The organism is Pseudomonas sp. FGI182 (genome assembly GCF_000511325.1).
Lineage (GTDB): Bacteria > Pseudomonadota > Gammaproteobacteria > Pseudomonadales > Pseudomonadaceae > Aquipseudomonas > Aquipseudomonas putida_Z.
The window spans coordinates 4,457,819-4,483,526 of sequence record NZ_CP007012.1; the positions used below are offsets into that span (position 1 = coordinate 4,457,819).

Annotated in this window: 25 protein-coding genes, 1 tRNA gene and 1 pseudogene; 7 read left to right on the forward strand and 20 right to left on the reverse strand. The window is 63.1% G+C overall.

Translation table 11 applies throughout. The annotated features are described in order from the left end of the window. Positions 1-7: 7 nt before the first annotated feature. Positions 8-895: a 4-hydroxy-tetrahydrodipicolinate synthase gene (gene dapA / locus C163_RS19585; RefSeq protein ID WP_025340253.1), complete on the reverse strand. Its 888-nt coding sequence runs from the start codon at positions 893-895 to the stop codon at positions 8-10. Positions 896-1,154: 259 nt separating this feature from the next. On the opposite strand from dapA, the gene C163_RS19590 reads away from it, so the two are divergent. Together C163_RS19590 and C163_RS19595 are read left to right on the forward strand one after the other, a co-directional pair. Then, positions 1,155-1,715, forward strand: a complete 561-nt coding sequence (locus tag C163_RS19590) for a glycine cleavage system protein R (RefSeq protein ID WP_013973793.1) — start codon at positions 1,155-1,157, stop codon at positions 1,713-1,715. A gap of 11 nt (positions 1,716-1,726) precedes the next feature. After that, positions 1,727-2,200, forward strand: coding sequence for a peroxiredoxin (locus C163_RS19595; RefSeq protein ID WP_013973794.1), 474 nt, complete (start codon positions 1,727-1,729; stop codon positions 2,198-2,200). Positions 2,201-2,314: 114 nt separating this feature from the next. Here the strand turns inward: C163_RS19595 and C163_RS19600 are convergent, their stop codons facing one another. Continuing rightward, the gene (locus C163_RS19600) at positions 2,315-3,385 is read right to left on the reverse strand and encodes an AI-2E family transporter (protein WP_025340254.1); all 1,071 of its coding nucleotides are present in this window, start codon (positions 3,383-3,385) and stop codon (positions 2,315-2,317) included. Between the two features lie 19 nt (positions 3,386-3,404). Next, positions 3,405-3,644, reverse strand: coding sequence for a sulfurtransferase TusA family protein (locus C163_RS19605; RefSeq protein ID WP_004375233.1), 240 nt, complete (start codon positions 3,642-3,644; stop codon positions 3,405-3,407). A 122-nt stretch (positions 3,645-3,766) separates the two neighbouring features. Between C163_RS19605 and C163_RS19610 the strand changes: the two genes are divergently transcribed. Next, on the forward strand, positions 3,767-5,203 hold the full coding sequence (locus C163_RS19610) for a M48 family metalloprotease (RefSeq protein ID WP_025340255.1): 1,437 nt from the start codon (positions 3,767-3,769) through the stop codon (positions 5,201-5,203). 109 nt (positions 5,204-5,312) lie between these two features. Here C163_RS19610 and nadA read toward each other — a convergent pair whose 3' ends face one another. Together nadA and C163_RS19620 are read right to left on the reverse strand one after the other, a co-directional pair. After that, the gene (gene nadA / locus C163_RS19615; RefSeq protein ID WP_003254747.1) at positions 5,313-6,371 is read right to left on the reverse strand and encodes a quinolinate synthase NadA; all 1,059 of its coding nucleotides are present in this window, start codon (positions 6,369-6,371) and stop codon (positions 5,313-5,315) included. 273 nt (positions 6,372-6,644) lie between these two features. Then, positions 6,645-8,153 (reverse strand): YdgA family protein, encoded by a 1,509-nt coding sequence (locus tag C163_RS19620; RefSeq protein WP_025340256.1) that lies wholly within the window; start codon positions 8,151-8,153, stop codon positions 6,645-6,647. Between the two features lie 447 nt (positions 8,154-8,600). Here C163_RS19620 and C163_RS19625 point away from each other — a divergent pair, with 447 nt between their 5' ends. The 4 genes and pseudogenes from C163_RS19625 to C163_RS19635 all read left to right on the forward strand — a co-directional run bounded on the left by C163_RS19625 (position 8,601) and on the right by C163_RS19635 (position 13,198). Continuing rightward, on the forward strand, positions 8,601-9,953 hold the full coding sequence (locus tag C163_RS19625) for an APC family permease (RefSeq protein WP_025340257.1): 1,353 nt from the start codon (positions 8,601-8,603) through the stop codon (positions 9,951-9,953). 285 nt (positions 9,954-10,238) lie between these two features. Beyond that, positions 10,239-11,225: pseudogene (locus tag C163_RS27770) on the forward strand (HAMP domain-containing protein); the annotation flags it as partial. Between the two features lie 102 nt (positions 11,226-11,327). Continuing rightward, on the forward strand, positions 11,328-12,083 hold the full coding sequence (locus C163_RS27775) for a methyl-accepting chemotaxis protein (protein WP_371257966.1): 756 nt from the start codon (positions 11,328-11,330) through the stop codon (positions 12,081-12,083). A 155-nt stretch (positions 12,084-12,238) separates the two neighbouring features. Then, the gene (locus tag C163_RS19635; protein ID WP_025340259.1) at positions 12,239-13,198 is read left to right on the forward strand and encodes a cation diffusion facilitator family transporter; all 960 of its coding nucleotides are present in this window, start codon (positions 12,239-12,241) and stop codon (positions 13,196-13,198) included. A gap of 233 nt (positions 13,199-13,431) precedes the next feature. Here the strand turns inward: C163_RS19635 and C163_RS19640 are convergent. The 15 genes from C163_RS19640 to aspS all read right to left on the reverse strand — a co-directional run bounded on the left by C163_RS19640 (position 13,432) and on the right by aspS (position 25,689). After that, positions 13,432-13,507: transfer RNA gene (locus C163_RS19640), tRNA-Lys, on the reverse strand. Between the two features lie 60 nt (positions 13,508-13,567). Continuing rightward, positions 13,568-14,242, reverse strand: coding sequence for a 7-cyano-7-deazaguanine synthase QueC (gene queC, locus C163_RS19645; protein WP_025340260.1), 675 nt, complete (start codon positions 14,240-14,242; stop codon positions 13,568-13,570). A gap of 17 nt (positions 14,243-14,259) precedes the next feature. Then, on the reverse strand, positions 14,260-14,907 hold the full coding sequence (gene queE, locus C163_RS19650) for a 7-carboxy-7-deazaguanine synthase QueE (protein WP_015271468.1): 648 nt from the start codon (positions 14,905-14,907) through the stop codon (positions 14,260-14,262). Positions 14,908-15,067: 160 nt separating this feature from the next. Then, positions 15,068-15,874, reverse strand: a complete 807-nt coding sequence (gene ybgF, locus C163_RS19655; RefSeq protein WP_004375252.1) for a tol-pal system protein YbgF — start codon at positions 15,872-15,874, stop codon at positions 15,068-15,070. 6 nt (positions 15,875-15,880) lie between these two features. Then, complete coding sequence (pal, locus tag C163_RS19660; RefSeq protein ID WP_003254755.1) at positions 15,881-16,381, reverse strand: peptidoglycan-associated lipoprotein Pal; 501 nt, start codon at positions 16,379-16,381, stop codon at positions 15,881-15,883. A 53-nt stretch (positions 16,382-16,434) separates the two neighbouring features. Next, entirely contained in the window at positions 16,435-17,706 is a 1,272-nt protein-coding gene (tolB, locus tag C163_RS19665) for a Tol-Pal system beta propeller repeat protein TolB (RefSeq protein ID WP_038408273.1), read from the reverse strand. Between the two features lie 26 nt (positions 17,707-17,732). After that, positions 17,733-18,830 carry a cell envelope integrity protein TolA gene (gene tolA, locus C163_RS19670; RefSeq protein WP_038408274.1) on the reverse strand — a complete coding sequence of 366 codons (1,098 nt, stop codon included), beginning with the start codon at positions 18,828-18,830 and terminating at the stop codon, positions 17,733-17,735. Further along, on the reverse strand, positions 18,830-19,282 hold the full coding sequence (tolR, locus tag C163_RS19675) for a protein TolR (protein ID WP_003254760.1): 453 nt from the start codon (positions 19,280-19,282) through the stop codon (positions 18,830-18,832). The genes tolA and tolR overlap by 1 nt, the downstream gene beginning before the upstream one ends. 14 nt (positions 19,283-19,296) lie before the next feature. Further along, positions 19,297-19,992 (reverse strand): protein TolQ, encoded by a 696-nt coding sequence (gene tolQ / locus C163_RS19680; RefSeq protein WP_015271471.1) that lies wholly within the window; start codon positions 19,990-19,992, stop codon positions 19,297-19,299. Positions 19,993-19,994: 2 nt separating this feature from the next. Further along, positions 19,995-20,447 (reverse strand): tol-pal system-associated acyl-CoA thioesterase, encoded by a 453-nt coding sequence (ybgC, locus tag C163_RS19685; protein ID WP_015271472.1) that lies wholly within the window; start codon positions 20,445-20,447, stop codon positions 19,995-19,997. Positions 20,448-20,572: 125 nt separating this feature from the next. After that, positions 20,573-21,619 (reverse strand): Holliday junction branch migration DNA helicase RuvB, encoded by a 1,047-nt coding sequence (gene ruvB, locus C163_RS19690; RefSeq protein WP_025340262.1) that lies wholly within the window; start codon positions 21,617-21,619, stop codon positions 20,573-20,575. Then, a complete protein-coding gene (ruvA, locus tag C163_RS19695; protein ID WP_015271473.1) occupies positions 21,616-22,233 on the reverse strand; it encodes a Holliday junction branch migration protein RuvA in 618 nt (205 codons plus the stop codon). The genes ruvB and ruvA overlap by 4 nt, the downstream gene beginning before the upstream one ends. Before the next feature lie 109 nt (positions 22,234-22,342). Then, on the reverse strand, positions 22,343-22,867 hold the full coding sequence (ruvC, locus tag C163_RS19700) for a crossover junction endodeoxyribonuclease RuvC (protein ID WP_004375291.1): 525 nt from the start codon (positions 22,865-22,867) through the stop codon (positions 22,343-22,345). Positions 22,868-23,052: 185 nt separating this feature from the next. After that, positions 23,053-23,799 (reverse strand): YebC/PmpR family DNA-binding transcriptional regulator, encoded by a 747-nt coding sequence (locus C163_RS19705; RefSeq protein ID WP_013973810.1) that lies wholly within the window; start codon positions 23,797-23,799, stop codon positions 23,053-23,055. Positions 23,800-23,913: 114 nt separating this feature from the next. Beyond that, positions 23,914-25,689 (reverse strand): aspartate--tRNA ligase, encoded by a 1,776-nt coding sequence (gene aspS / locus C163_RS19710; protein WP_025340263.1) that lies wholly within the window; start codon positions 25,687-25,689, stop codon positions 23,914-23,916. Positions 25,690-25,708: the final 19 nt, after the last annotated feature.

A 25,708-nucleotide genomic window follows, 5' to 3' on the forward strand; every position in this document is an offset into this window, starting at 1 on the left:
CTTCCTCTTAAACCAGTACGCCGGACTGGCGCAAGGCAGTACGGACTTTTTCGTGGCAGCCTTCGCTCAGCCAGGTCAGCGGCAGGCGAATGCCTTTGTGCATCAGGCCCATTTCGACGAGTGCCCATTTCACCGGGATCGGGTTGGACTCGCAGAACAGGTCTTTGTGCAGCGGCATGAGTTTTTCGTTGATTGCGCGGGCCTTCTCGGCATTGCCCTCAAGGGCGGCCTCGCACAGGTCGGCCATTTCGCGCGGGGCGACGTTGGCGGTGACGGAAATGTTGCCCTTGCCGCCCATCAGGATCAGCTCGACGGCGGTCGGATCGTCGCCGGACATGACGATGAAGTCTTTGTCGACGCCATCGAGGATGGCCTTGGCGCGTACCAGGTCGCCGGTGGCTTCCTTGATACCGATGATGTTCTTGACCTTCGACAGGCGGATCACGGTATCGGCCTGCATGTCGCAGGAGGTGCGGCCGGGTACGTTGTAGAGGATCTGCGGGATGTCGACGGCTTCGGCGATGTGCTTGAAGTGCTGGTACAGGCCTTCTTGCGTCGGCTTGTTATAGTACGGCACTACCAGCAGGCAGGCGTCGGCGCCGGCGCTCTTGGCGTTCTGGGTCAGGTGCACGGCTTCGGCAGTGGAGTTGGCACCGGTACCGGCGATGACCGGGATGCGGCGGGTGCTGCGCTTGACGCGCTCGACCACGTGCTTGATGACCAGGATGTGTTCTTCGACATCCAGCGTGGCGGACTCACCGGTGGTGCCGACAGCGACGATCGCATGGGTGCCGTTTTCCAGGTGGAAGTCTACAAGTTTGTCGAGGCTTTCCCAGTCGAGACGCCCTTGTGCATCCATGGGAGTGACCAATGCCACCATACTGCCCGCAATCATGTAACTGCTCCTGCCGGAAAAAGAGAGCGGTAATGGTACTGGGGGCATCGGCCTTGCACAAGCGAAGCAGGCGGGCGGAGCATTCCCCTCGGCGCCTTATTTCGCTACCCTTGATGCTTTGATCGGTGCAGCGCGGCCCGCCGGGCCGTCGACCTTGCTCCCCGCCAGCGTCCACGACCTCGCATGCGAGCCCCGGGCCCTGCCGACAGGAGGCTTTCGCCCGTCCTGTGCCGACCGCTCATCGCTTTAGGAATGCTGCATGTCCACCCCCACCGTCCGCGAACAATTCCTTGTCATCAGTGCCCTGGGCCCCAACCCCATGGAGCTGGCCAACGTCCTCAGCCGCGCTGCCTTCGAAAACCGCTGCGCGGTGGTCACCTCGCGCCTGAGCCGCCACGGCGAGACCAGCGCCCTGGTACTGCAGGTAGGTGGCAGCTGGGACGCCCTGGCGCGCCTCGAAGCCATGCTGCCGGGCCTGGGCAAGAAGCACGGCCTGACCCTGGACGTGGTGCGCAGCGCCGACCAGGAAGTGCGCCCGCAGGCCCTGCCCTACGTGGCCTACGTCAGCGCCGCCTACCGGCCGGACATCATCAACGAGCTGTGCCAGTTCTTCCTCGACCACCGCGTCGAGCTGGAAGCCATGACCTGCGATACCTACCTGGCACCGCAGACCGGCAGCAGCATGCTCAATGCCCAGTTCACCGTGATTCTGCCGGCCGGCACCCAGATCAGCTGGCTGCGTGACCAGTTCCTGGACTTTGCCGATGCCCTGAACCTCGATGCGCTGATCGAGCCATGGCGTCCACAGAACCCAATGTAAGGAAACCGACCATGGCCGTAGCACTCGACCAACCCGTTGCCGACTTCCAGGCCCAGGCCACCAGCGGGCAGACCGTCAGCCTGGCCGAGCTCAAGGGCCGGCAAGTGGTGGTGTACTTCTACCCGAAGGACAGCACCCCAGGCTGCACCACCGAAGGCCAGGGTTTCCGTGACCAGCACGATGCCTTTGCCGCAGCCAACACCGTGGTGTTCGGCGTGTCGCGCGATGGCATCAAGTCGCACGAGAACTTCAAGGCCAAGCAAGGCTTCCCGTTCGAGCTGATCAGCGACAAGGACGAAGCCCTGTGCCAGCTGTTCGATGTGATCAAGCTGAAGAAGCTGTATGGCAAGGAATACATGGGCGTTGACCGCAGCACCTTCCTGATCGACAAGGACGGTGTGCTGCGCCAGGAATGGCGCGGGGTGAAGGTGCCCGGGCATGTGGATGCAGTACTGGCTGCTGCCCAGGCCCTGAACAAGGCTTGAGATCGTTGGGGGCGCTTTGCGCCCCTTTCGCGACACAAGGCCGCTCCTACAGGAAATCGCGTATCCCTGTAGGAGCGGCCTTGTGTCGCGATGGGCTGCAAAGCAGCCCCAAAATTACAGCATCGGTGACACACTAGGCTCCTGCCGCGGCCAGGCATCCAGCACGGCCTTGATCAGCGTCGCCAGCGGGATGGCAAAGAAGATCCCCCAGAACCCCCACAACCCGCCAAACAGCAACACCGCGCAGATGATCGCCACCGGGTGCAGGCTCACCGCCTCGGAGAACAGCAGCGGCACCAGCACGTTGCCGTCCAGCGCCTGGATGATCGCGTACACCGTCATCAGATAGATGAACTGGTCACCCCAGCCCCACTGGAACAATGCGATCAACGTCACCGGCACGGTCACCACCACCGCGCCCACGTAAGGCACCACCACCGACAGCCCCACCAGCAACGCCAGCAACGCGGCGTAGTTGAGCCCCAGACTGATGAAGGCGATGTAGGTGGCGATGCCGCAGATCAGGATCTCGATGCCCTTGCCGCGGATGTAGTTGGCGATCTGCCGGTTCATCTCGCTGCCCACCCGGTTCAGCAGGCTGCGCTGGCGTGGCAGGTAGCCGCTGACCCAACGGCCGATCAGTTCGCGGTCCTTGAGAAAGAAAAACACCAGGATCGGCACCAGCACCAGGTAGATCATGGCGTTGACCAGCAGCGGCAGGCTCGATAGCGAGAAGGTCAGCGCCCACTGGCCGAACTTGCCGATTTCCCCGCGCACCGACTCGATGGCATGCAGCACCTGCTCGTCCGACACCAGGTGCGGGTAGCGCTCGGGCAACAGCAACAACAGCGACTGCCACTTGCCGAGCATGCCCGGCAGTTCGTTGAACAGGGTGATCAACTGGTGCCACAGCAGCGGCACCAGCACCAGCATGAACACCGCCAGCGCGCCCATGAACAGGGTAAACACCAGCATCACCGCCAACCGGGTGGGTACCCGCAAGCGCTCCAGGGCATTGACCAGCCCCTGCATCAGAAACGCCAGCACCATGCCCGCCAGCACCGGCGCAAGCATGCCACCGAGGGTGAGTACCGCACTAAAAGCCAGGAACAACAGGACCGCCAGCACCACCGCTTCCTCATCGGAGAAGTAGCGCTGCATCCAGTCGCGAAGCACTTTGAACATTGACGATCCTTGGAAAGACTCAGGCCTTGCGCAGCCAGTAAGTGTAGGTACCGGCCTCGGCCGTTTCCCGCAGCAGGGTATGACCGGCCAACTGGGCGAAAGTGCGGAAGTCGCGCTGGGAGCCGGCGTCGGTGGCGATTACCTTGAGCACCGCGCCGCTGGCCAGGCGGTTGAGCTCCATCTTGGCCTTCAGCAGCGGCAAAGGGCAATTCAGCCCGCTGGCGTCCAGTTCGGCGTCACAGGTCAGGGTTTCACTCATTGCGGGGCTCTCCAAAGGCATTGCCAGGCTGTATCTGGATTTGGCCGGCTAGGATAGCGCCACTGGTCGCCAACGTGTGAGCCCGCTACAGTAGGTATCTTTGACCGACGCGAGCTTCATGCATGAATCTACTGCGCCCTACCCTGCTGACGCTGGCCTGCCTGTTGGCCCTTCCCGGCCATGCTGACGACCTGCCATCACTGGGCGACGCCAGTTCCGCGATCGTCTCGCCACAACAGGAGCACCAGCTCGGCCGTGCCTGGCTGAGCCTGCTGCGCGGCCAGGTCAACCAGCTCAACGACCCGCAGCTGAAGGACTACGTCGAAACCAGCGTGTACCGCCTGGCCGAAACCAGCCAGCTGCAGGACCGCCGCCTGGAATTCATCCTCATCGATAGCCGCGAGCTCAACGCCTTTGCCGCCCCCGGCGGCATCGTCGGGGTCAACGGCGGGCTGTTCCTCAACGCCCAGACCGAAGGCGAGTACGCCTCGGTACTGGCCCACGAACTGGCGCACTTGTCGCAGCGCCACTTCGCCCGCGGCGTCGAGGCCCAGCAGCGCATGCAATTGCCGATGATGGCAGCGCTGCTGGCCGGTATCGTGCTGGCGGCCGGTGGCGGCGGTGATGCCGGTATCGGTGTGATCGCCGGCACCCAGGCGGCGGCGATCCAGGAACAGCGGCGCTTCTCGCGGCAGAACGAACAGGAAGCCGACCGCATCGGCATCCAGAACCTGGAAAAGGCCGGCTACGACCCGCGCAACATGCCGACCATGTTCGAGCGCCTGGCCCGGCAGTACCGCTACGACGCCAAGCCGCCGGAGTTCCTGCTGACCCACCCGGTAACCGAATCGCGTATCGCCGACACCCGCAACCGCGCCGAGCAGGCCCCCAAGGGCGGCGTCGAGGACAGCATGCGCTACCAGCTGATCCGTGCCCGGGTGGCGCTGACCTACGAAGGCACCCCGGGGCTGGCGGCCAAACGCTTCCGCGCCCAGCTGGACGAAGACCCCAAGTTGGACGCCGCGCGATACGGCCTGGCCCTGGCGCAGATCAAGGGCGGCCAGCTGAACGAGGCGCGTGAACTGCTCAAGCCGCTGCTGGCCAAGGCGCCCAACGACATTACCTACAACCTGGCGCAGATCGACCTGGACATCACCAACAATCGCCTGGCCGACGCGCAGCAGCGCGCCGAACGCATGCAGGGGTTGTACCCGGGCAACTACCCGCTGAAGCAAGTGCGTGCCGATCTGCTGGTGAAGCTGAACAAGCCCGCCGAGGCGGAAAAGGTGCTGAACGAACTGGTGAAGAGCCGGCCGGATGACCCGGACGTATGGTACGACATGGCCGAAGTGCGGGGCCTTTCGGGCAATACCATTGGCTTGCACCGGGCGCGGGCCGAGTACTTCACCCTGGTGGGCGATTTCGACCAGGCCATCCAGCAGCTGGATTACGCCAAGCGCCGGTCGGGTGGGAACTTCCCGCTGGCGGCACAGATTGACCAGCGCCAGCGCGAGATCATGGAGCAGCAGCGCATGGTTCAGGAAATGATGGGGCGCTGAGGACCCTTTCGCGGGTAAACCCGCTCCCACAGGGACCGCACCGCCCGTGAGCGCTGCGCTGTACCTGTGGGAGCGGGTTTACCCGCGAAGAAAGCGACGCGGTCTGGCGTCAGGCGTTACCAGACAACTTCAGGCGCGCTGCCTGGGTAAAGTCCAGCATCCGGTTCAGCGGCTTGATCGCCTTCGGCACCAGCGCCGGGTCGACAAAGATCTCGTTCGTGCCATTACGCAGGCAATCCAGCACACGCTCCAGGGTGTTCATCGCCATCCACGGGCAGTGCGCACAGCTGCGGCACGCCGCGCCGTTACCGGCGGTGGGGGCTTCGACGAACTCCTTGTCCGGGCACAGCTGCTGCATCTTGTAGAAGATGCCGCGATCGGTGGCGACGATGAAGGTCTTGTTCGGCAGGGTCTGGGCAGCCTTTATCAGCTGGCTGGTGGAGCCCACCGCGTCGGCCAGCTCGATCACCGCTTCCGGCGACTCGGGGTGCACCAGAATCGCCGCATCCGGGTACAGCGCCTTCATGTCGGCCAACTGGCGCGACTTGAACTCTTCGTGAACGATGCAGGCACCGTCCCACAGCAGCATGTCGGCACCGGTTTGCTTCTGGATGTAACGCCCCAGGTGCTGGTCCGGGCCCCAGATGATGGTTTCGCCGTTGTCCATCAGGCTTTCGACGATTTCCAGTGCGCAGCTCGAGGTCACCACCCAGTCGGCGCGGGCCTTCACGGCAGCGGAAGTGTTGGCGTAGACCACCACGGTACGCTCGGGGTGCTGGTCGCAGAAGGCCGAGAACTCTTCTACCGGGCAACCCAGGTCGAGCGAGCAGGTGGCCTCCAGGGTGGGCATCAGCACGCGTTTTTCCGGGGTGAGGATTTTCGCCGTCTCGCCCATGAAGCGCACACCGGCAACGATCACGGTTTCGGCCGGGTGGTTCTTGCCGAAGCGGGCCATTTCCAGCGAGTCGGACACGCAGCCGCCGGTTTCTTCGGCCAGCGCCTGGATGACCGGGTCGCAGTAATAGTGGGCGACCAGCACGGCGTTCTGGGCCTTGAGCTCGGCAGCGATGGCCGCACGGTATTCGGCCTCCTGCTCGGCTGTCAGCGGGTTTGGCTGCTTGGCGTCGAGGTGGGCCTGAACCAACAGGCGTTCGGAAATCTGGGTCATGATCGCTGGACCTGCAGGCGCGTGCGCGCGTCAAATCGAGTGTATCACCCGGCCCTGACAGATCGGCTAAGGGTGCCGGACGGCACAAAGGCCGCCACGGCCCTCTGCGGGCGCGGATTATTATCGGAGGCCGAAGGCTACAGACAATCCAGCGATTTCTAAAGTGGTTTTTGTGTTGCCTGTGCTGGCCTCTTCGCGGGCACGCCCGCTCCCACAGGTACAGCGCTGCCCTCGGGGGCAAAGAGTAACCTGTGGGAGGAACAGGAGAAACGATCAGCCCTGCGGCGACAGGGCCGCCAGCTGCGCCGCCATGAGCATGGCGAACTCTTCCACGGTCATCTTCTTGCCGTTGAAGTCGACCATGCCGTCGGCATAGTGCAGGCTGCTCACCACATCATTGCCCTGCACGGTGGCCATGCCACTCTGCAGCGCCATCATGCCGACCATTTCCCCGGCCTGGCTCGATTGCATGGCAATGGCCTGGGCGTCGGTCTGGCCATCCAGCAGTGCCTGCAAGGTTGCCAGGTCACCGATCATCGGCTTGGACAACGACAGCTTGCTCTTCACCTCGGTGATCAGTTGCTTGCTCAACTGGTCAGGCGGCAGGTCGAAGCTGGCCGGGGCGGAGAAGCCCATCGACAGGTCAAAGCGGCTTTCGCCATTGGCGGTCCTGAACGACAGGTTTTCCACCGCCACCCGGGGCTTGGCAGCCAGCAGTTTCTGCAGCTCGCCCTGGAACCTGGCCTTCTCCTCATCGTCCATCTGGATTTCCGGCACCGGCTGGCCAGCGGCAGCCGCGGCCTCGAATTCCGGCAGGTGCGCCTGGTACCACGTCGACAGCGCCTGTAGCGCCGGCGCGTTGACTGACGTGATGCTCACCGCCATCTGCGCCTTGCCCACCGCACGACCATCCCAGGTGATATCCCCTACCTTGTACTCCACGCGGCCACCCACGGTATCCGGGCCGTCAAGGGTTTGCAGGGCATTCTGCTCCAGCCCCTTGACCACCAGCACCTGCTGTTTGGGCCCCAGGGTGACCTTGGTTTCGGCCAGCGCCAGGTCGACATTGCCCACGTAGATGGCCTGGTGCGCGGTGGCCGCCAGCTGGCCGCCGACCTTCAGGCCATTGAGCTCGAAGGTGGCAGGCGGCTGGTCATCGCGTACCAGTTTCATCACGAACCGATCGGCCTGGCCGTGGAAGCTCGAGGCCTTGCCTTCCTGGTCACCACTGACTTGCAGTTGCATGCCCGAGAAGTCGAGGCTGTTGCCATCCGCTTCGTCGAGCTTGACCGGTGCCAGCTGCACCTGGCTGACCACATTGCCGTCGTAGCCCAGGCTGGTCTGCGCGCTGACCGGGGCCTGCTCGCCCGCTGCGGCGAACCACGGCGCGGTGGCGTCGTCCTTCTGCAACGTGCTGTTGCTGACTGCCAGCACCGGCATCAGCTTCAGTGCCTTTACCCGCGACCAGGGGAACGGGCCGTGCTCGATCTGGTCGGTCACGCCAACGTCGAAATTCACCACTTCGCCTTCGCCCAGGTTGATATCGCGGGCCTTGAGCCGGTACTGGGCGGTACTGCTGAAGAAATGCTGCTCCAGCGACACGCGTTCGATGCTCATGCTGCCACCGGTACTCACCAGGGCCTTCTTGAGTTCCGCGTTGCTGCGGACCAGGGCGTTGTCCAGCTCCGCAGGCAGCTGCTTGCCGGTGTACCAGGCGCCAGCGGTGGTTGCGACGGCGATGGCGATAGCCAGGCCGGAAAGGATGCCAACTGATTTCTTCATGAATAGAACCGATTGCTGTCCATATGGGCTTCGTAGGCGGCCAAGGGCCACACAGGACGCCAAGAGTACCACTGCAGCCCAGCCCTGGCGCTGGCCAGGCTCGAGAAATCCGGTTTTTGGGAAACGCCTGACAGACCTTCCAAGGGAAACCGGCATTCGTTAATTTTTGCGAACACCAGAATTGATCATAACCGCAAAAAAACGCGCAAAAACCGAACAAAACCCCACTTTAATCGATAAATATTTCAATCCAGCAACATCTTGTCATGTTTAACTTGACACTAAGCTACCCATCGTTTTTTATTTTCACCACTTTGCGCGCTCCCCCCCGCGTCCCCGCTGCTCCAACAATAAAGGTGAACAACATGGAGCCCACCCGCTCGCCCTTGCCGCATGCGCAGTACACCGTGCCCGCCGTTTACGCCCAGCCGCAGGAGCCATGCCAGCATGCAGCCTGACCACAGCGCTTCCGGCAACGGCCAACTCCGTAAAACCCTGCGTCTCTGGCACGTGATCATCATCGGCCTGGCCTACCTGACCCCGATGACCGTGTTCGACACCTTCGGTATCGTTTCCGGGATTACTGCCGGCCACGTACCCAGCGCCTACATCCTGGCACTGGCCGGGATCCTGTTCACCGCCGTGAGCTACGGCACCCTGGTAAGGCGCTTCCCGCAGTCGGGCTCGGCCTATACCTACACCCAGCGCGCGATCAACCCGCACGTCGGCTTCCTGGTCGGCTGGTCGTCGTTGCTGGACTACTTGCTGCTGCCAATGGTCAACGCCTTGCTGGCCAAGCTGTACCTTTCGGCCATGTTCCCGGAAGTACCGGAGTGGATGTGGGTGGCCGGCTTCGTCACCCTGATCAGCCTGATCAACATGCGCAGCGTGAACCTGGTGGCGCACTTCAACCTGCTGTTCGTGGCCGTGCAGGTGGCGATCATCGCCGTGTTCATCTACCTGTGCGTGCGCGGCCTGGACCAGGGTGAAGGGCTGGGTACCGCCTGGAGCCTGCTGCCGTTCGCCGACGACCAGACCCAGTTCAGCGCCCTGGCCGCCGGTGCGACCATCCTGTGCTTCTCGTTCCTCGGCTTCGACGCGGTCACCTGCCTGTCCGAAGAAACCCGCGACCCGGGCAAGACCATCCCTCGCGCGATCTTCCTCACCGCCCTGATTGGCGGCCTGGTGTTCATCACCGTGTCGTACTTCATCCAGGCCTACTTCCCAACCATGTCCCGCTTCCACGACCAGGAAGCGGCACTGCCGGAAATCGCCCTGTACGTCGGCGGCAAGCTGTTCCAGTCGATCTTCATCGCCTGCACCGTGATCAACACCATCGCCTCGGGCCTGGCCTCGCAGACCAGCGTGTCGCGCCTGCTGTACGTGATGGGCCGCGACAACGTGATCCCGGCCAGCCTGTTCGCCCGCCTGCACTCGCGCTACAAGACGCCGGTGCTGAACATCGCGGTGGTGGGGCTGATTTCGCTGTCGGCGATCTTCTTCGACCTGGTCACCGCCACCTCGATCATCAACTTCGGTGCGCTGGTCGCGTTCAGCTTCGTCAACCTGTCGGTGATCAACCACTGCTACCTGCGCGAAGGCAAGCGCCAGGGCCTGGCCAACCAGCTGACATACCTGGTGGCACCCACCATCGGCTTCTGCATCATCGTCTCGCTGTGGCTGGACCTGAACGCACACTCGCTGCTGTTCGGTGGCGTCTGGGCACTGCTCGGCCTGCTGTACCTGGCCTGGCTGACCAAAGCCTTCAGGGACTCCCCGCCCAACTACATCGCTGAATGACCCATGCTGCCGACAACGCCCGCGCCTGATCGCGGGCGTTGCATTTGATCGAAAAGGAAAGCCCTCATGCCGCTGCGTCGCCTCTCCATCCAGTGGAAGATCACCCTGCTAGCCGGCCTGTGCCTGCTGGCCATTGTCGCCCTGCTGGTAACCACATCGCTGGCCCAGGCGCGGCGCAGCGCGGCATTGGTCAACCAGGCCAACACCGAAATGCTCGACAGCAGCGCACGCCTGCGCCTGCAGGCCCATGCCGAAACCCAGGCCCTGCGCATCCAGCGCTATTTCATGGACGCCTACCAGTACGGCAATGGCTTTGCCCGCCTGGTGCAGGTGCTCAAGGCCCGTGGCGGCAACGACCTGCGCGCCGAACTGACGCGTCAGGCCCGCGCCAGCCTGGCCGGCAACCCGGATGTGATCGGCCTGTACCTGGTGTTCCAGCCCAACGCCCTGGACCCGGACAGCCAGTACCTCGGCCAGGATGCAATGGGCAGCAATGAGAGCGGGCGTTTCTCGCTGTACTGGTCACAACCCAGCCCCGGCACCCTGGAGCTTGAAGCCATGCCGGAATCGATGCTCGGTGACGCCAGCATCGGCAGCAACGGTGTGGCGAAGAACCGCTGGCTGACCTGCCCGCAGGATACCGCCAGAACCTGCATGCTCGAGCCATACCTCGACGAAGTGAATGGCCGCCAGGTGCTGATGACCAGCATTGCCCTGCCGCTGCTGGAGCACGGCAAGGTGGTCGGCGTGGTCGGCCTGGACATTGGCCTGGCCAACCTGCAACAGCTGAGCCTGGACGGCCGCCGGGAGCTGTTCGACGGCCAGGGCCAGGTCAGTATCGCCAGCGCAGCCGGCCTGCTGGCCGGCAACAGCCGCGACGACAGCAAGCTCGGCGAGCCCATGGACAAGGCGGTAGCCGACGGCCTGCTGCGTGTTGCCCACCCGTTCACGCCAATCCCTGATGCCGCCCCTTGGCAGGTATTGCTGGAACTGCCGGAAAGCGTGCTGCAGGCGCCTGCCGTCGCCCTCAACCAGCGCCTGGATGCGCACAACCACAGCGCCAACCTCACCAGCCTGCTGGTTGGCCTGGGCGCTGCGGTAGTCGGTTTGCTGCTGGTGTGGCTGACCGCACGCGGGGTGACCCGGCCAATCCTGGCCGTGGCCGCGCGCCTGGAAGACATCGCCAGCGGCGAAGGCGACCTTACCCGCCGCCTGGACTATGCCCGCCAGGACGAACTGGGCCAGCTTACCGGTTGGTTCAACCGCTTTCTCGACAAGCTGCAGCCGGTCATAGCCCAGGTCAAAGATTCACTGCAGGAAGCCCGCGGCACCGCCGACCAGTCGGCAGCCATCGCCAGCCAGACCAGCAACGGCATGCAGCAACAGCACCGCGAAATCGAACAGGTGGCCACCGCCGCCAATGAAATGAGCACCACCGCCCTGGATGTCGCCCATAACGCTTCGCAGGCGGCCCAGGCCGCGCGCGCTGCCGACCAAGCCAGCCGCGAGGGCCTGCAACTGATCGACAGCACCCGCCAGGGCATCGACCGACTGGCCGCCGGCATGAACACCGCCATGGGCGAGGCACGCGCGCTGGAAGGCCGCAGCGGGCAGATCGGTTCGGTGCTGGAAGTGATCCGCACCATTGCCGAGCAGACCAACCTGCTGGCACTCAACGCCGCCATCGAAGCCGCCCGCGCAGGCGAAGCCGGGCGTGGTTTTGCCGTGGTGGCCGATGAAGTGCGCGGCCTGGCCCAGCGTACCCAGGTGTCGGTGGAGGAAATTCGCCAGGTCATCGAAGGCTTGCAGCAAGGCACCCAGGATGTGGTGGGCGCCATGCACGAAGGCCAGCGCCAAGCCCAGGACAGCGCCGCGCGGATGGAACAGGCGCTGCCAGCGCTACAACGTATTGGCGAGGCAGTGGCGGTGATCAGCGACATGAACCTGCAGATTGCCTCGGCGGCTGAAGAGCAGAGCGCCGTAGCCGAAGAGGTGAACCGCAATGTGGCCGGCATTCGCGATGTGACCGAGTCGCTGGCAGGCCAGGCCGATGAGTCAGCGCGGATCAGCCAGGCCCTGAACCGGCTGGCCAACCAGCAGCAGGCGCTGATGGAGCAGTTCCGCGTCTAACCTGTCAGGGCCGGTGCGCCTTCTTCGCGGGCATGCCCGCTCCCACAGGAAATGCCCAGCCCTTCGGGGTGGCGCCATACCCTGTGGGAGCGGGCGAGCCCGCGAAGAGGCCCCAACAGGCAATACAGCATTATTGATTTTATCGAGCACAACCTATGCAAAACCCGACTCAACCCACCTTCTTCGACATCACCAGCGAACAGGGCCTGTTACGCACCTCGATCGCCGTCACCCTGTTCATCGCCGTCATCGGCATCGCCTTCGGCCTGGCCTCCGGCTCGTTCTCCATCGTGTTCGACGGCGTCTATTCGCTGGTCGACGCCAGCATGAGCGGGCTGTCGCTGGTGGTGGTCAGGCTGATTACCGCGCACACCACCAGCGTGCAGATGTCACGCAAGTTGCGCGAGCGCTTCACCATGGGCTTCTGGCACCTGGAGCCCATGGTGCTGGCGCTCAACGGCATCCTGCTCAGCGGCGTGGCCATCTATGCGCTGATCAACGCCGTCAGCAGCCTGCTGCAAGGCGGGCGCCACCTGGAGTTCGGCATCGCCATGGTCTACGCGGTACTGACCGTGATCGCCTGCGTGACCATCGCCATTGTCGAGGCCCGCGCCAACCGCAAGTTGGGCTCGGACTTCGTGCGCATGGACGTCAAGGGCTGGGTGATGTCGGCCAGCATCACCGCCGCGCTGCTGATCGCCTTCTGCTTTGGCTATGCAGTGCAGGGCACATCGCTGGAGTGGGTGTCGCCGTATATCGACCCGGCGGTGCTGGCGCTGGTCTGCCTGGTGATCGTGCCGTTGCCGATGTCGGTGGTGCGCCAGGCCCTTTCGGAAATTTTCCTGGTGACCCCTGGCGACCTCAAACTGCACGTAGATGAAGTCGCCAAGGCCTTCGTCGCACGCCATGGGTTGCAGTCGTACCGCGCCTATGTGGCCAAGGTCGGGCGCTCGCGGGAGATCGAACTGTATTTCATCGTGCCGAAGGCCATGGCCGCGAAAACCATCGATGAATGGGATGCGTGGCGTAACGAGATCGGTGATGCCGTGGGTGGTGAAGGTCCGGACCGTTGGCTGACCGTGGTATTTACCGGGGATCCGGAGTGGGCTGAGTAAGCCATCTGGAGTCTGCACAGCCCCTGTAGGAGCGGCCTTGCGTCGCGATCGGGCTGCGCAGCAGCCCCAGCAATTTTTGCATTTTTGCTGAAACCCTGGGGCTGCTGCGCAGCCCGATCGCGACGCAAGGCCGCTCCTACAGGCGATCGCGCAAACCGAGCAAAAAAACTCGGCCAACGGAAAACGAAAAAGCCCGCCACCGTTGCCGGTAGCGGGCTTTGACGTACTGCGTATGGTGGGTCGTGTAGGATTCGAACCTACGACCAATTGGTTAAAAGCCAACTGCTCTACCAACTGAGCTAACGACCCGTTGGATGGCGCGTATAATACTGATTTCTAACGGGAAATCAACACCCCATCAAACTTTTTTCAAAAATACCGCGTCGGGTCTTCGACTCCGGCGGCCTTGAAGCCGTCGGCACGCAGGCGGCAACTGTCGCATTTGCCGCAGGCACGGCCGTCATCGTTGGCCTGGTAGCAGGAAACGGTCAGGCTGTAGTCCACGCCGCGAGCCATACCGGCCTGCACGATCTGCGCCTTGCTCATGTTCTGCAGCGGCGCCTGGATGCGGAAGCCCTGCCCTTCGACGCCAGCCTTGGTCGCCAGGTTGGCCATGCGCTCGAAGGCTTCGACGAACTCGGGGCGGCAATCGGGGTAGCCGGAGTAATCCACGGCATTCACACCAATGAAGATGTCACGGGCTTCCAGCACCTCTGCCCAGCCCAGGGCCAGGGACAGGAACACGGTGTTGCGCGCTGGCACATAGGTGACCGGGATGCCTTCACCCGGGGTTTCCGGCACGTCGATGCTGCTGTCGGTCAATGCCGAGCCGCCGATGCCGTCCAGGTTCAGGCCAATCACCTTGTGCTCGACCACGCCCAGGTCGCGGGCAACGCGGGCGGCGGCGTTCAGTTCGGCGCGGTGGCGCTGGCCGTAGTCGAAACTCATGGTGTAGCAGCTGTAGCCTTCGGCCTTGGCCATGGCGACCACGGTGGCCGAGTCCAGGCCACCGGACAACAGGATTACTGCGCGTTTGTCGGTCATGTGTGCTTGCTCCTCAATCAACGTCCGGGTTCGTCGTTCCACAGCAGCTTGTGCAGCTGCAGCTGGAAGCGTACGGGCAGGTTGTCGGCAACGATCCAGTCCGCCAGCTCGCTGGCGTTCACCTGGTGGTGGCTGGGCGAGAACAGCACCTCGCCGGCACGCTCGGCCAGGTTGTACTGGATCAGCTTGGAGACCGCCCAGTCGTAGTCCTCGCGGGAACAGATGACGAACTTGACCTGGTCGTTGCGGGTCAGCTGCTCGATGTTCTCGTAGCGGTTACGGTGCGACTCTTCGGAGCCAGGGGTCTTCAGGTCGACCACGCGGCTGACGCGGGTGTCGGTGCCGGCAATATCCAGCGCGCCGCTGGTTTCCAGCGACACCTCGTAACCGGCATCACACAGGCGCTGCAACAACGGCAAGGCGTTGGGCTGGGCCAATGGCTCGCCACCGGTGACGCAGACGTAGCGCGGCTTGAAGCCGGCGACCTGCTCAAGGATCGAATCGAGGGTGCGGACGGTACCGCCACTGAAGGCATAGGCACTGTCACAGTACTGGCAGCGCAGGGGACAACCGGTGAGGCGCACGAATACCGTGGGCAACCCAGCCGTTCGCGTTTCACCCTGCAAGGAGTAAAAGACTTCGGTGATGCGTAATGTGTCTTGCATGCTCGCCACGGGCGTGACAGCTAAACAGGCTGCCCGCCTCCGTCAGGCACTGTCGCGGACTCGACATAGCGTTATCCGCAGCAGCGTGTTTACGAAAAAAGGGCAGTGATTCTAACGAAAAAACCCGCGACAAGCGCGGGTTTCTTTCAAGCGGTACTGCTTAGAGCTTCTGCAGGTCACGCTGGGCCAGTTGCGCGGCCGAGGTGCCGGGGTACTGGGTGATTACCTGCTGCAGGATACCCTTGACCTTGTCGGTGTGGCCCATGCGGCGCTCGACGTCGGCCAGCTTGTACAGCGAATCCGGCACCTTGCTGTGCTTCGGATACTTCTGGCTGACCTGGGCGAAGGCCTGGCTGGCAGCCGGCAGGTCGCCCTTGGCCAGGTTCACTTCACCCAACCAGTACTGTGCATTGCCGGCGTACTGGCTGTTGGGGTACTTGCGCAGGAAGGCGTTGAACGCCTGGCTGGCCTTGTCGAAGTCTTTCTGCTTGATCAGGTCGAAAGCGGCATCGTAGTAGAGCTTTTCTTTCGCCGGATCACCGGGCTCGCTACTGGCGGCCGGTTGTTGCGCAGCAGCACCTGCTGCTGCATCGGGGGCGGCATTGGATGCACCACCACCGGAGGAATTGTCAGGGGTCGCGGCAGGCGCGGCGCCACTGTTGATGCGACGGTCCAGGTCCTGGTAACGCTCCAGGTTTTCCTGCTTCATGCGCGACACATCGTTCTGCAGCTCTTCGATGATGCCTTGCTGGCGGGAAAGCTGATCCTGCATCTGTTGCAGCTGCATGAACAGCTGGCCCTGTGCAGAGGCAGGGGCCGAAGCCCCTGACCCGGCATAGGCGCCGCTCGTGCCATAACCCGCAGGCGGATAGCTGCCTGCGTTGTCATCAACTACAGGGACCTCAGCCCAGGCCGCGAGCGGCAGGCTGAGTGCGAGGACGGTTACTACACGGCGGCACATACGCATAAGAACTTACTTACGCAGTTCTACGCGACGGTTCTGAGCCCAGGACTGCTCGTCGTTGCCAGTGGCAACCGGACGCTCTTCACCGTAGGAGACCAGTTCCAGCTGAGCAGGGGAAACGCCCTGCAGAACCAGGTAGCGCTGAACGGCCTTGGCACGACGCTCACCCAGAGCCATGTTGTACTCGCGGGTGCCGCGCTCGTCGGTGTTGCCTTCCAGGACAACGCGGTTGCCGTTGGCTTTCAGGTCCTTGGCGTGAACGTCCAGAGCGCGCATGGCTTCTGGCTTCAGGTCCGAGCTGTCGTATTCGAAGTAGAAGGTGGTGATTGCGCGCAGGGCTGCTTCTTCGCTCAGGGAGCCGTCAACAGCGCCAGTGTTGGCACCGTAGCCAGCGTTCGGATCTACAGCAGCGCCTTCGCCTGCGTTGTCACCGCCCTTCGAGGAGCAACCTACAGCTACGGCCATGGCCAGAGCCAGCGCAGCAAATTTACCAAACTTCAGCATTTCCATCGTGAAACTCCTAATGAAACCCCAGTGTGTTAAGCAAAAGTATTACGCCGCAATCAGTTCAGGTAAGGGGACCAGGACGGTTCTCTGACTTCGCCTTGAGCGGTAGGAAGTGGGAGCCTCACGCGGCCATTAAGCGACACGAGCATCAAGACTCCCCGGCCCTGCTGGCGGGTGGCGTAGATTAGCATGGTGCCGTTTGGCGCAACAGTGGGAGACTCATCAAGACTCGTTTCCGAGAGAATCTTTACACTTCCGCGTTGCAAATCCTGGGCCGCAACTTTGAAGTTGGTGAAGCCCTGCTGGCGATGGATCATCACCAGGGTCTTTTCGTCCGCCGACAGTTTCGGGTTGGCGTTGTAGTTACCCACGAAAGTTACACGCTCGGCACCACCGCCACCGACCGACTGCTTGTAGATCTGCGGCTTGCCGCCACGGTCGGAGGTGAAGTACAGGGTGTTGCCATCCTTGCCCCAGAACGGCTCGGTGTTGATGCCCGGGCCGGCGGTGACACGGCTGATCTGGCGCGAAGCCACGTTCATCACGTAGATGTCCGGGTTGCCGTCCTTCGACAGCACGAACGCCAGGCGCGTGCCATCCGGCGACCAGGCTGGCGCACCGTTCAGGCCTTCGAAGTTGGTGACCTGCTCGCGGCGACCGGTATCGATGTGCTGGACGAAGATGCGCGGGCGCTTCTGCTCGAACGACACATAGGCGATGCGCTTGCCATCCGGAGCAAAGCGTGGCGACAGGATCGGTTCACGCGATTGCAGCAGGGTAACCGCACGTGCACCGTCGTAGTCCGAACGCTGCAGGGTATAGCGGGTGTTGTTGGTGGAGAAGCGCTCGGCCGTCACGTACAGCATGCGGGTGGAGAACGCACCTTTGATGCCGGTGAGCTTCTCGAACGACTGATCGGCAATGTAGTGCGCCATGTCGCGCAGCTGGTCGACGCTGCCCGCCACGCTACCGGTCAGCACCTGCTGCTCGGTGGCGACGTTGAACAGCGCGTACTGCACCTGCAGGCGACCGCCCGACGGCACGATGCTGCCGACCATCACGTACTGCGCGCCCAGCGCTTTCCAGTCACGGAAGATCACTTCGCTGGCCTGCGACGGCTGGCTGATCATGTTCTGCCGCGGAATCGGCGAGTAGTAGCCGGAGTTGCGCAGGTCGTTGCCGATGATGTCGGCCATGTCTTCCGGCAGCACGCTGCCGCCCTGCAGACCGAACGGCACTACCGCGATGGGCGTGGCCCGGTCGCTGCCGCTGGTGACCAGGATGTTCTTTTCCTCTGCCACGGCCATGCCTGCCACGCAGCACAGCATGACCAGCAGTCCTCTCAGACGTTTAATCACAACGCTAGATCCTCAGGTGTAAATGTCATCTTGAACGAACGATATTGGTTGAAATCGCTCGGCTTCATACCCTGCATCTCGGTCAGACGACCGATGTTCTTCACTGCTGCCACCGCCGAGCTGTCGTACGGGCCGTCACCACTGGACCGGGCCACGCTGACGCTGGTGATGGTACCGTCCGGCAACATGTTGATCTGCAGGACCACCGTCATGCCCTTGCGCGCGGAAGGCGGACGTGCCCAGCCCTCAGCCGCGCGCATGCGGATCAGGTCGTCAAAGTCGCCGGCCACCTGGTCACCCTGCTCGTCGGCCAGCGCCTGCTGCCGTTCGGTGGTGTCGGACAACAGCTCGGCCAGGGCCTGGGCTTTCTTGTCTTCCGCCGCCTTGCGGGCCGCTTCCTGTGCCTTTTTCTTCTGGGCATCTGCAGCGGCCTTTTTCTTGGCCTCTTCAGCTGCCTTCTTCTTCGCTTCCTCGGCTACCGCTTTCTTCTTGGCGTCCTCGGCTGCTTTCTTCTTGGCCTCTTCGGCCGCCTTTTTCTTGGCGTCCTCGGCGGCTTGTTTCTTCGCCTCTTCAGCGGCCTCTTTCTTGGCCTCTTCTTCGGCTTTTTTCTTTTCTTCCTCGGCCTTCTTCTTGGCGATGTCGGCCTGCTGCTTCTCGGCAGCCTTCTTCGCCTCTTCGGCCTTCTTGGCTTCGGCGGCTTTCTTGGCCTCGGCGGCTTCGGCAGCTGCCTCGGCTTTCTTGGCTTCGGCGGCCTCGCGAGCCTCTTCGGCCTTTTGAGCGGCGTCGGCTTTCTTTTGTTCCGCGGCCTTCACGGCCTCCTGCTCGACCTTCTTCTGTTCCAGCTGCTCGACCTCGGTCTGGCGCGAAGCGGTTTTCTTCGCTTCCCCGGCAATCTTCTGATTGGTCTGGGTGGTCGCCTGGCTCTTGGACTTGAGCTGGTACAGGGTAGCCTGGACGATCGGCTTGGATGGCGGCAGCTCAGGCGTCATGGCAAAACTGACGAACAGCAGGGCGAACACCAGCACATGCAGGCCGATGGCCCAGATACTGGGCCAGAAGTAGCTTTCCGAGGCGGATGGCTCTCGCTGTTGCATCAGGGCGCCTCGGTAATCAGGCCAACGTTACCGACACCGGCCTTCTGCAACCCGCCCATGGCACCCATGACCGCGCCATAGTCGACAGCCTTGTCGCCACGAATGAACACCTGGGTCTGCTTGCCCTGGTCACGGCCGGCGGCAATGATCTTGGTCACCGCGTCGGTCATGGCAGGCAAGGTCATGGCCTTGTCCATCTGCTTGTCGGTATCGACTTCGCTGCCGAGGTTCCAGTAGTAGGTCTTGTCGGCCTTGATGGAGATGGTGAGGATCTGGACGTTGTTGTCCTGCGGCAAGGCTTCACTGGAAACCTTGGGCAGGTCTACCTTCACGCCCTGGTTGAGCATGGGCGCCGTCACCATGAAGATGACCAGCAGTACCAGCATCACGTCGATGTAGGGCACCACGTTCATCTCGGCGACGGGCTTGCGTTTGTGGCGAACTCGGGCCATGGGCTTCTACCTGATTACTCTTCGCTGGTGTGCACTTTGCGGTGCAGGATCGCCTGGAACTCGTCGGCGAAGGTGTAGTAACGGCCGATCAGCACTTCGCTGCGGGCCGAGAAGCGGTTGTAGGCGATGACCGCCGGAATTGCCGCGAACAGGCCGATGGCGGTGGCGATCAGCGCTTCGGCAATACCCGGGGCAACCGTGGCCAGGGTGGCCTGCTGGGCGCTGGCCAGGCCGCGGAAGGAGTTCATGATGCCCCATACGGTACCGAACAGGCCGATGTACGGGCTGGTCGAACCGACGGTGGCCAGGAACGGCAGGCTCTGCTCGAGTTTTTCTTCCTCGCGCGAGATGGCTACGCGCATGGCACGGGCAACACCCTCCATGACCGCGTCCGGGTCAACGCCCGGCTGCTGGCGCAGGCGCGAGAATTCCTTGAAGCCGGCACGGAAGACCTGCTCGACACCGGAATCCGGGTCTGGGTTGCTGCCTGCCTGGCGGTACAGCTTGGACAGGTCGATGCCCGACCAGAAGCGCTCCTCGAAGGCATCCAGCGCACGACGACCGGCGCGCAGCATGGTGCTGCGCTGGAAGATCATGACCCATGAGGTGACCGAGGCGGCCACCAGGGTCAGCATTACCAGCTGTACCAGCACACTGGCATTGCTGACCAGACTCCACATGGAGGTATGGTCGACGACGTTAGCTTCCACGCTTATTCTCCTGCATTCGATTGAGTACCCGAGCCGTCCGCCGCAAAGGCGTCACGCAGCTCCGGGGGTATGGCTCGGGGTTTGAAAGTGTCGGCGCGCACGGCGGCCACCAGGAACTGCCCTTCGCAGAGCAGCGTTTCATCCTTTTCCCGCCAGACCTGCTGCACGAAGCGCAGGCTGGCGCGATTGAGTTCAAGTACTTGCGCGGTGACCCGCAACTCGTCGTCCAGCCGCGCCGGCGCGTGATAGCGCGCTTCGCTGGAGTGGACCACGAACAGCAGGTTGTCTTCGGCCAGCTGCGCCTGGGAAAAGCCCAGGTGCCGCAGCCGCTCGGTACGCGCGCGCTCCATGAATTTCAGGTAATTGACGTAATACACCACGCCACCGGCATCGGTATCTTCGTAATAGACGCGACAACGGTGTGCGAACGGTTCCAGGCCATTTTGCGCGCGCATACTCTAGTGCTTACTCCTCAGCTTGCCAATCCGCTGTGGCAACTGTTTTTTCTTCATTAATGTCTTATTGCCAGCGCACCCTCGGCATGCCAGCGGTAGGACCACGAAAAGCCGTTTTCGATCTGTCACTCATCGCCCGCTTCGGAAAAATCCCCACCCTCCCCCAGGCGCCCGGGCACGTTCAGGCCAAAGTGCAGGTACGCATGCCGGGTGACCACGCGGCCGCGCGGCGTGCGCATGATGTAGCCTTGCTGGATCAGGTACGGCTCGAGCACATCCTCGATGGTGTGGCGCTCTTCACTGATGGCCGCGGCCAGGTTGTCCACGCCGACCGGGCCACCGTCGAACTTCTCGATCATGGTCAGCAGCAGGCGGCGGTCGGAGTGGTCGAAACCGCGCTCGTCGACGTCCAGCAGGTTGAGCGCCATGTCGGCCACGGCCTTGGTGATATGGCCCTTGCCGCGCACTTCGGCGTAGTCGCGCACGCGGCGCAGCAGGCGGTTGGCGATACGTGGCGTGCCACGGGCCCGGCGGGCGATCTCGTAGGCACCCTGGTCTTCGATGGCCAGGCCGAGGATGCCGGCGGAACGGCTGACGATGGTGGCCAGGTCCTTGTCGCTGTAGAACTCCAGGCGCTGGACGATACCGAAACGGTCCCGCAGCGGGTTGGTGAGCATGCCGGCACGGGTGGTGGCTCCGACCAGGGTGAACGGCGGCAGGTCGAGCTTGATCGAACGGGCCGCTGGCCCTTCGCCGATCATGATGTCGAGTTGGAAGTCCTCCATCGCCGGGTACAGCACCTCTTCGACGACCGGTGACAACCGGTGGATCTCGTCGATGAACAGCACATCGTGCGGTTCGAGGTTGGTCAGCATGGCCGCGAGGTCGCCCGGGCGCTCGAGGATGGGCCCCGAGGTGCTCTTGACCGACACGCCCATTTCCTGGGCGATGATGTTGGCCAGGGTGGTCTTGCCCAGGCCGGGCGGGCCGAAGATCAGCGTATGGTCGAGCGACTCGCTGCGGCCACGGGCGGCCTGGATGAACAGCGCCATCTGCTCGCGCACCACCGGCTGGCCGATGTACTCGTCCAGCCGCAGCGGGCGGATCGCACGGTCCTGGACTTCTTCACGGTCGCGGCCACTGGCGGCGATCAGGCGGTCGGCTTCGATCACTTGGTAATCATCCCTTTCAGGCTGCGGCGGATCAGCTCCTCACTGCTCAGGCCGGCCTTGTCCTTGATCGCGGCGATCGCCTTGCTGGCTTCCTGCGGCTTGTAGCCCAGGGAAACCAGGGCGCTGACGGCATCGGCTTCGGCCGTGGACGCGCTGGCGACCGGCAGCGGCCCGTCGGAGACCAGGGTGAACATGGCCGGGGACGTTTCCCAAGCCTTGAAGCGGTCCTTGAGCTCGACCAGCAGGCGTTCGGCGGTTTTCTTGCCAACACCGGGCACGCGCACCAGGGCCGAGGTGTCCTGAGCCTGCACGCAGCGCACCAGCTCGTCCACTTCCAGCCCGGACATCAGCGCCAGGGCCAGCTTCGGCCCTACGCCATTCAGGCGAATGAGTTCGCGGAACAGTTCGCGCTCGCGCTTTTCGGCAAAACCGTAGAGCAGGTGAGCATCCTCGCGCACCACCAGGTGGGTGTGCACGGTTACGGGTTCGCCCACCTTGGGCAGACGGTACAGCGTGGTCATGGGAACTTCCAGTTCGTAACCTACGCCGTTGACGTCGATAATCAGGTGCGGCGGCTGTTTTTCCGCCAGGGTGCCGCGCAAACGTCCAATCACGTTCCGATCCTTCCTCTCGGGGAGCCGGTCAAAGACCGCTCAACCCTATCAGCAAATGCAGCGGGTGAACGCATCACCCGAACAAAATGTGTATCAGCGCATGAAGCGCCTACAGACGCAAGCGCCCGCCGCGTCGCCGTGCCGTGGCCAGGCCATGCGGCACCAGGCTGGAACGGGTATGGGCGTGGCACAGGGCGATGGCCAGGGCGTCGGAGGCGTCGATCTGCGGCTTCTGCGTCAGTTTCAGCAGGTGCATGACCATCATCATCACCTGCTCCTTGTTGGCCCCACCGGTACCGGCTACCGCCTGTTTGACCTGGGTGGCGCTGTATTCGGCGATTTCCAGGCCGGCTTCGGCGGCGGCGACGATGGCTGCGCCACGGGCCTGGCCGAGCTTGAGCGCCGAGTCGGCGTTACGGGCCATGAACACCCGTTCGATGCCCATGGTTACCGGGCCGTGCTGGGCGATGATTTCACCCACGCCACGAAAAACGATCTGCAACCGCTCGTGCAGCTCGCCGCTGCCGGTGCGGATGCAGCCCGACGCCACGTACTCGCAACCACGCGCGGTCTGGCGTACCACGCCATAGCCGGTGATGCGCGAGCCGGGGTCGATACCAAGAATCAGAGTCATAGTGCCTGTCGAAAAATTGATGCATCTCTGCAAACTGTACCGGCCCTTTCGCGGGTAAACCCGCTCCCACAGGTACTGCACCGACTCTGAATGTGGTGCAGTACCTGTGGGAGCGGGTTTACCCGCGAAAGGGCCGGTACAGGCGCTGACAAACTTGAAGAACTGGCATGGATCGCCAGGACACCTTAGCCGAGGTTTTCCATGATCTCATCGGAAATCTGGGCATTGGAGTAGACGTTCTGCACGTCATCCAGGTCTTCGAGCATGTCGATCAGCTTGAGTACTTTCTCGGCACCGTCCTGGTCGAGTTCGGCGCTGGTGGTCGGCTGCATGACGATTTCCGCGTCAGCGGCCTTGAAGCCCGCCTCTTCCAGGGCATTGCGCACGGCGTAGAAGCTGTTGAACGAGGTGAACACGTCGAACGAGCCGTCGTCGTTGGCCACCACGTCATCGGCATCGGCTTCCATCGCCGCTTCCATCAGCGCGTCTTCTTCCACGCCCGGGGCAAAGCTGATCTGCCCCTTGCGCTCGAACAGGTAGGCCACCGAACCGTCGGTGCCCAGGTTGCCACCACACTTGGTGAAGGCATGACGCACGGCAGCGGCGGTACGGTTGCGGTTGTCGGTCATGGCCTCGACCATGATCGCCACGCCACCCGGGCCGTAACCTTCGTAGCTGAGCTCTTCGACGTTGTCGCTTTCGTTGGTGCCGGCACCACGGGCCACGGCACGATCGATGATGTCGCGGCTCATGTTGGCGCCCAGGGCCTTGTCCAGCGCCAAACGCAGGCGCGGGTTGGATGCCGGGTCAGCACCACCCTGCTTGGCAGCGACCGTCAGTTCACGGATCCACTTGGTGAAGATCTTGCCTCTCTTGGCATCCTGGCGCTCTTTGCGGTGCTTGATGTTCGCCCACTTGGAATGACCAGCCATAACGACTCCGAATCCTTTGAATCACAAACAGCCCCGCCCCTGTACGGGGCGGGACGGGAAATTGCCTGCGCCGAAACGCAAAGGCGCATCCATGTGGATGCGCCCGGGGACTGCTTACTCGACCTTGGTCTGTTCGCGCAGTCGGATGTGCAGCTCGCGCAGGGCCTTGGCGTCGACCATGCCAGGGGCCTGGGTCATGACGCACGCGGCGCTCTGGGTTTTCGGGAAGGCGATCACTTCACGGATCGACTGGGCGCCGGTCATCAGCATGACCAGGCGGTCCAGACCGAAGGCCAGACCACCGTGAGGTGGTGCACCGAACTTCAGGGCGTCGAGCAGGAAGCCGAACTTCTCTTCCTGTTCTGCCGCCTCGATGCCCAGCAGGCGGAACACGGCCTGCTGCATCTCTTTACGGTGGATACGGATCGAACCGCCACCCAGCTCGGTACCGTTCAGGACCATGTCGTAGGCACGGGACAGGGCCACGGCCGGGTTGGCCTCGAGCTCTTCCGGGGTGCACTTCGGCGCGGTGAACGGGTGGTGCAGCGCGGTGAAGCTGCCGTCCTCGTTCTCTTCGAACATCGGGAAGTCGACCACCCACATCGGTGCCCACTCGCAGGTCAGCAGCTCGAAGTCGTGACCCAGGCGGATACGCAGCGCGCCCAGGGCTTCGCTGACCACCTTGAACTTGTCGGCACCGAAGAACACGATGTCGCCGTCAACGGCGCCAACGCGGTCGAGGATGGTGTTGAGGTTGGCCTCGGGGATGTTCTTGACGATCGGCGACTGCAGGCCTTCGACGCCCTTGGCGCGCTCGTTGACCTTGATGTAGGCCAGGCCCTTGGCACCGTAGATGCCGACGAACTTGGTGTACTCGTCGATCTTGCTGCGCGGCATGCTGGCGCCGCCTGGCAGGCGCAGGGCGGTAACGCGGCACTTCGGATCGTTGGCCGGGCCGGCGAACACCTTGAAGTCGACATCCTTGAGCTGATCGGCAACGTCGACCAGTTCCAGCGGAATCCGCAGGTCCGGCTTGTCGGAACCGTAGCGGCGCATGGCCTCTTCGAAGGTCATGTGCGGGAATTCGCCGAATTCCAGGTCCAGCACTTCCTTGAACAGCTTGCGGATCATGCTTTCGGTCAGGCCCATGATCTCGCTTTCATCGAGGAAGCTGGTCTCGATGTCGATCTGGGTGAATTCCGGCTGGCGGTCGGCACGCAGGTCTTCGTCACGGAAGCACTTGGCGATCTGGTAGTAGCGGTCGAAGCCGGCGACCATCAACAGCTGCTTGAACAGCTGCGGCGACTGCGGCAGGGCGAAGAAGCTACCGGCGTGGGTACGGCTAGGCACCAGGTAGTCACGCGCGCCTTCCGGGGTGGCACGGGTCAGGATCGGCGTCTCGACGTCGAGGAAGCCGTTCTCGTCGAGGAAGCGACGGATGCTGCTGGTGATGCGCGAACGCAGGCGCAGCTTGTCGGCCATTTCCGGGCGACGCAGGTCGATGAAACGGTAGCGCAGGCGGGTTTCCTCGCCGACGTCGGAGTATTCGTTCAGCGGGAACGGCGGGGTTTCCGCTTCGTTGAGCACGTTCAGCTGGTAGCCGAGGATCTCGATGGCGCCGGAAGCCATGTTGGCATTCACCGCACCTTCAGGGCGCTTGCGGACCTTGCCGGTGATCTGCACGACGTATTCGCTGCGCACGCGGTCGGCAGCGGCGAAGGTTTCGGCGCGATCCGGGTCGAACACGACCTGGGCCATGCCTTCGCGGTCACGGATGTCGAGGAAGATCACCCCGCCGTGGTCGCGGCGACGATGGACCCAGCCGCAAAGGGTGACTTCCTGGCCGTCCAGGCTCTCGTTCAGTTGGCCGCAATAATGGCTGCGCATCATGATGGTGGTTTCGCTTCTC

What these genes read in the sequence shown, in the direction of transcription:
- dapA (WP_025340253.1), bottom strand. Translation starts at nt 895, where the DNA reads ATGATTGCGGGCAGTATGGTGGCATTGGTCACTCCCATGGATGCACAA.
- C163_RS19590 (WP_013973793.1), top strand. Translation starts at nt 1,155, where the DNA reads ATGTCCACCCCCACCGTCCGCGAACAATTCCTTGTCATCAGTGCCCTG.
- C163_RS19595 (WP_013973794.1), top strand. Translation starts at nt 1,727, where the DNA reads ATGGCCGTAGCACTCGACCAACCCGTTGCCGACTTCCAGGCCCAGGCC.
- C163_RS19600 (WP_025340254.1), bottom strand. Translation starts at nt 3,385, where the DNA reads ATGTTCAAAGTGCTTCGCGACTGGATGCAGCGCTACTTCTCCGATGAG.
- C163_RS19605 (WP_004375233.1), bottom strand. Translation starts at nt 3,644, where the DNA reads ATGAGTGAAACCCTGACCTGTGACGCCGAACTGGACGCCAGCGGGCTG.
- C163_RS19610 (WP_025340255.1), top strand. Translation starts at nt 3,767, where the DNA reads ATGAATCTACTGCGCCCTACCCTGCTGACGCTGGCCTGCCTGTTGGCC.
- nadA (WP_003254747.1), bottom strand. Translation starts at nt 6,371, where the DNA reads ATGACCCAGATTTCCGAACGCCTGTTGGTTCAGGCCCACCTCGACGCC.
- C163_RS19620 (WP_025340256.1), bottom strand. Translation starts at nt 8,153, where the DNA reads ATGAAGAAATCAGTTGGCATCCTTTCCGGCCTGGCTATCGCCATCGCC.
- C163_RS19625 (WP_025340257.1), top strand. Translation starts at nt 8,601, where the DNA reads ATGCAGCCTGACCACAGCGCTTCCGGCAACGGCCAACTCCGTAAAACC.
- C163_RS27775 (WP_371257966.1), top strand. Translation starts at nt 11,328, where the DNA reads ATGCAGCAACAGCACCGCGAAATCGAACAGGTGGCCACCGCCGCCAAT.
- C163_RS19635 (WP_025340259.1), top strand. Translation starts at nt 12,239, where the DNA reads ATGCAAAACCCGACTCAACCCACCTTCTTCGACATCACCAGCGAACAG.
- queC (WP_025340260.1), bottom strand. Translation starts at nt 14,242, where the DNA reads ATGACCGACAAACGCGCAGTAATCCTGTTGTCCGGTGGCCTGGACTCG.
- queE (WP_015271468.1), bottom strand. Translation starts at nt 14,907, where the DNA reads ATGCAAGACACATTACGCATCACCGAAGTCTTTTACTCCTTGCAGGGT.
- ybgF (WP_004375252.1), bottom strand. Translation starts at nt 15,874, where the DNA reads ATGCGTATGTGCCGCCGTGTAGTAACCGTCCTCGCACTCAGCCTGCCG.
- pal (WP_003254755.1), bottom strand. Translation starts at nt 16,381, where the DNA reads ATGGAAATGCTGAAGTTTGGTAAATTTGCTGCGCTGGCTCTGGCCATG.
- tolB (WP_038408273.1), bottom strand. Translation starts at nt 17,706, where the DNA reads ATGCTGTGCTGCGTGGCAGGCATGGCCGTGGCAGAGGAAAAGAACATC.
- tolA (WP_038408274.1), bottom strand. Translation starts at nt 18,830, where the DNA reads ATGCAACAGCGAGAGCCATCCGCCTCGGAAAGCTACTTCTGGCCCAGT.
- tolR (WP_003254760.1), bottom strand. Translation starts at nt 19,282, where the DNA reads ATGGCCCGAGTTCGCCACAAACGCAAGCCCGTCGCCGAGATGAACGTG.
- ybgC (WP_015271472.1), bottom strand. Translation starts at nt 20,447, where the DNA reads ATGCGCGCGCAAAATGGCCTGGAACCGTTCGCACACCGTTGTCGCGTC.
- ruvC (WP_004375291.1), bottom strand. Translation starts at nt 22,867, where the DNA reads ATGACTCTGATTCTTGGTATCGACCCCGGCTCGCGCATCACCGGCTAT.
- C163_RS19705 (WP_013973810.1), bottom strand. Translation starts at nt 23,799, where the DNA reads ATGGCTGGTCATTCCAAGTGGGCGAACATCAAGCACCGCAAAGAGCGC.
- aspS (WP_025340263.1), bottom strand. Translation starts at nt 25,689, where the DNA reads ATGATGCGCAGCCATTATTGCGGCCAACTGAACGAGAGCCTGGACGGC.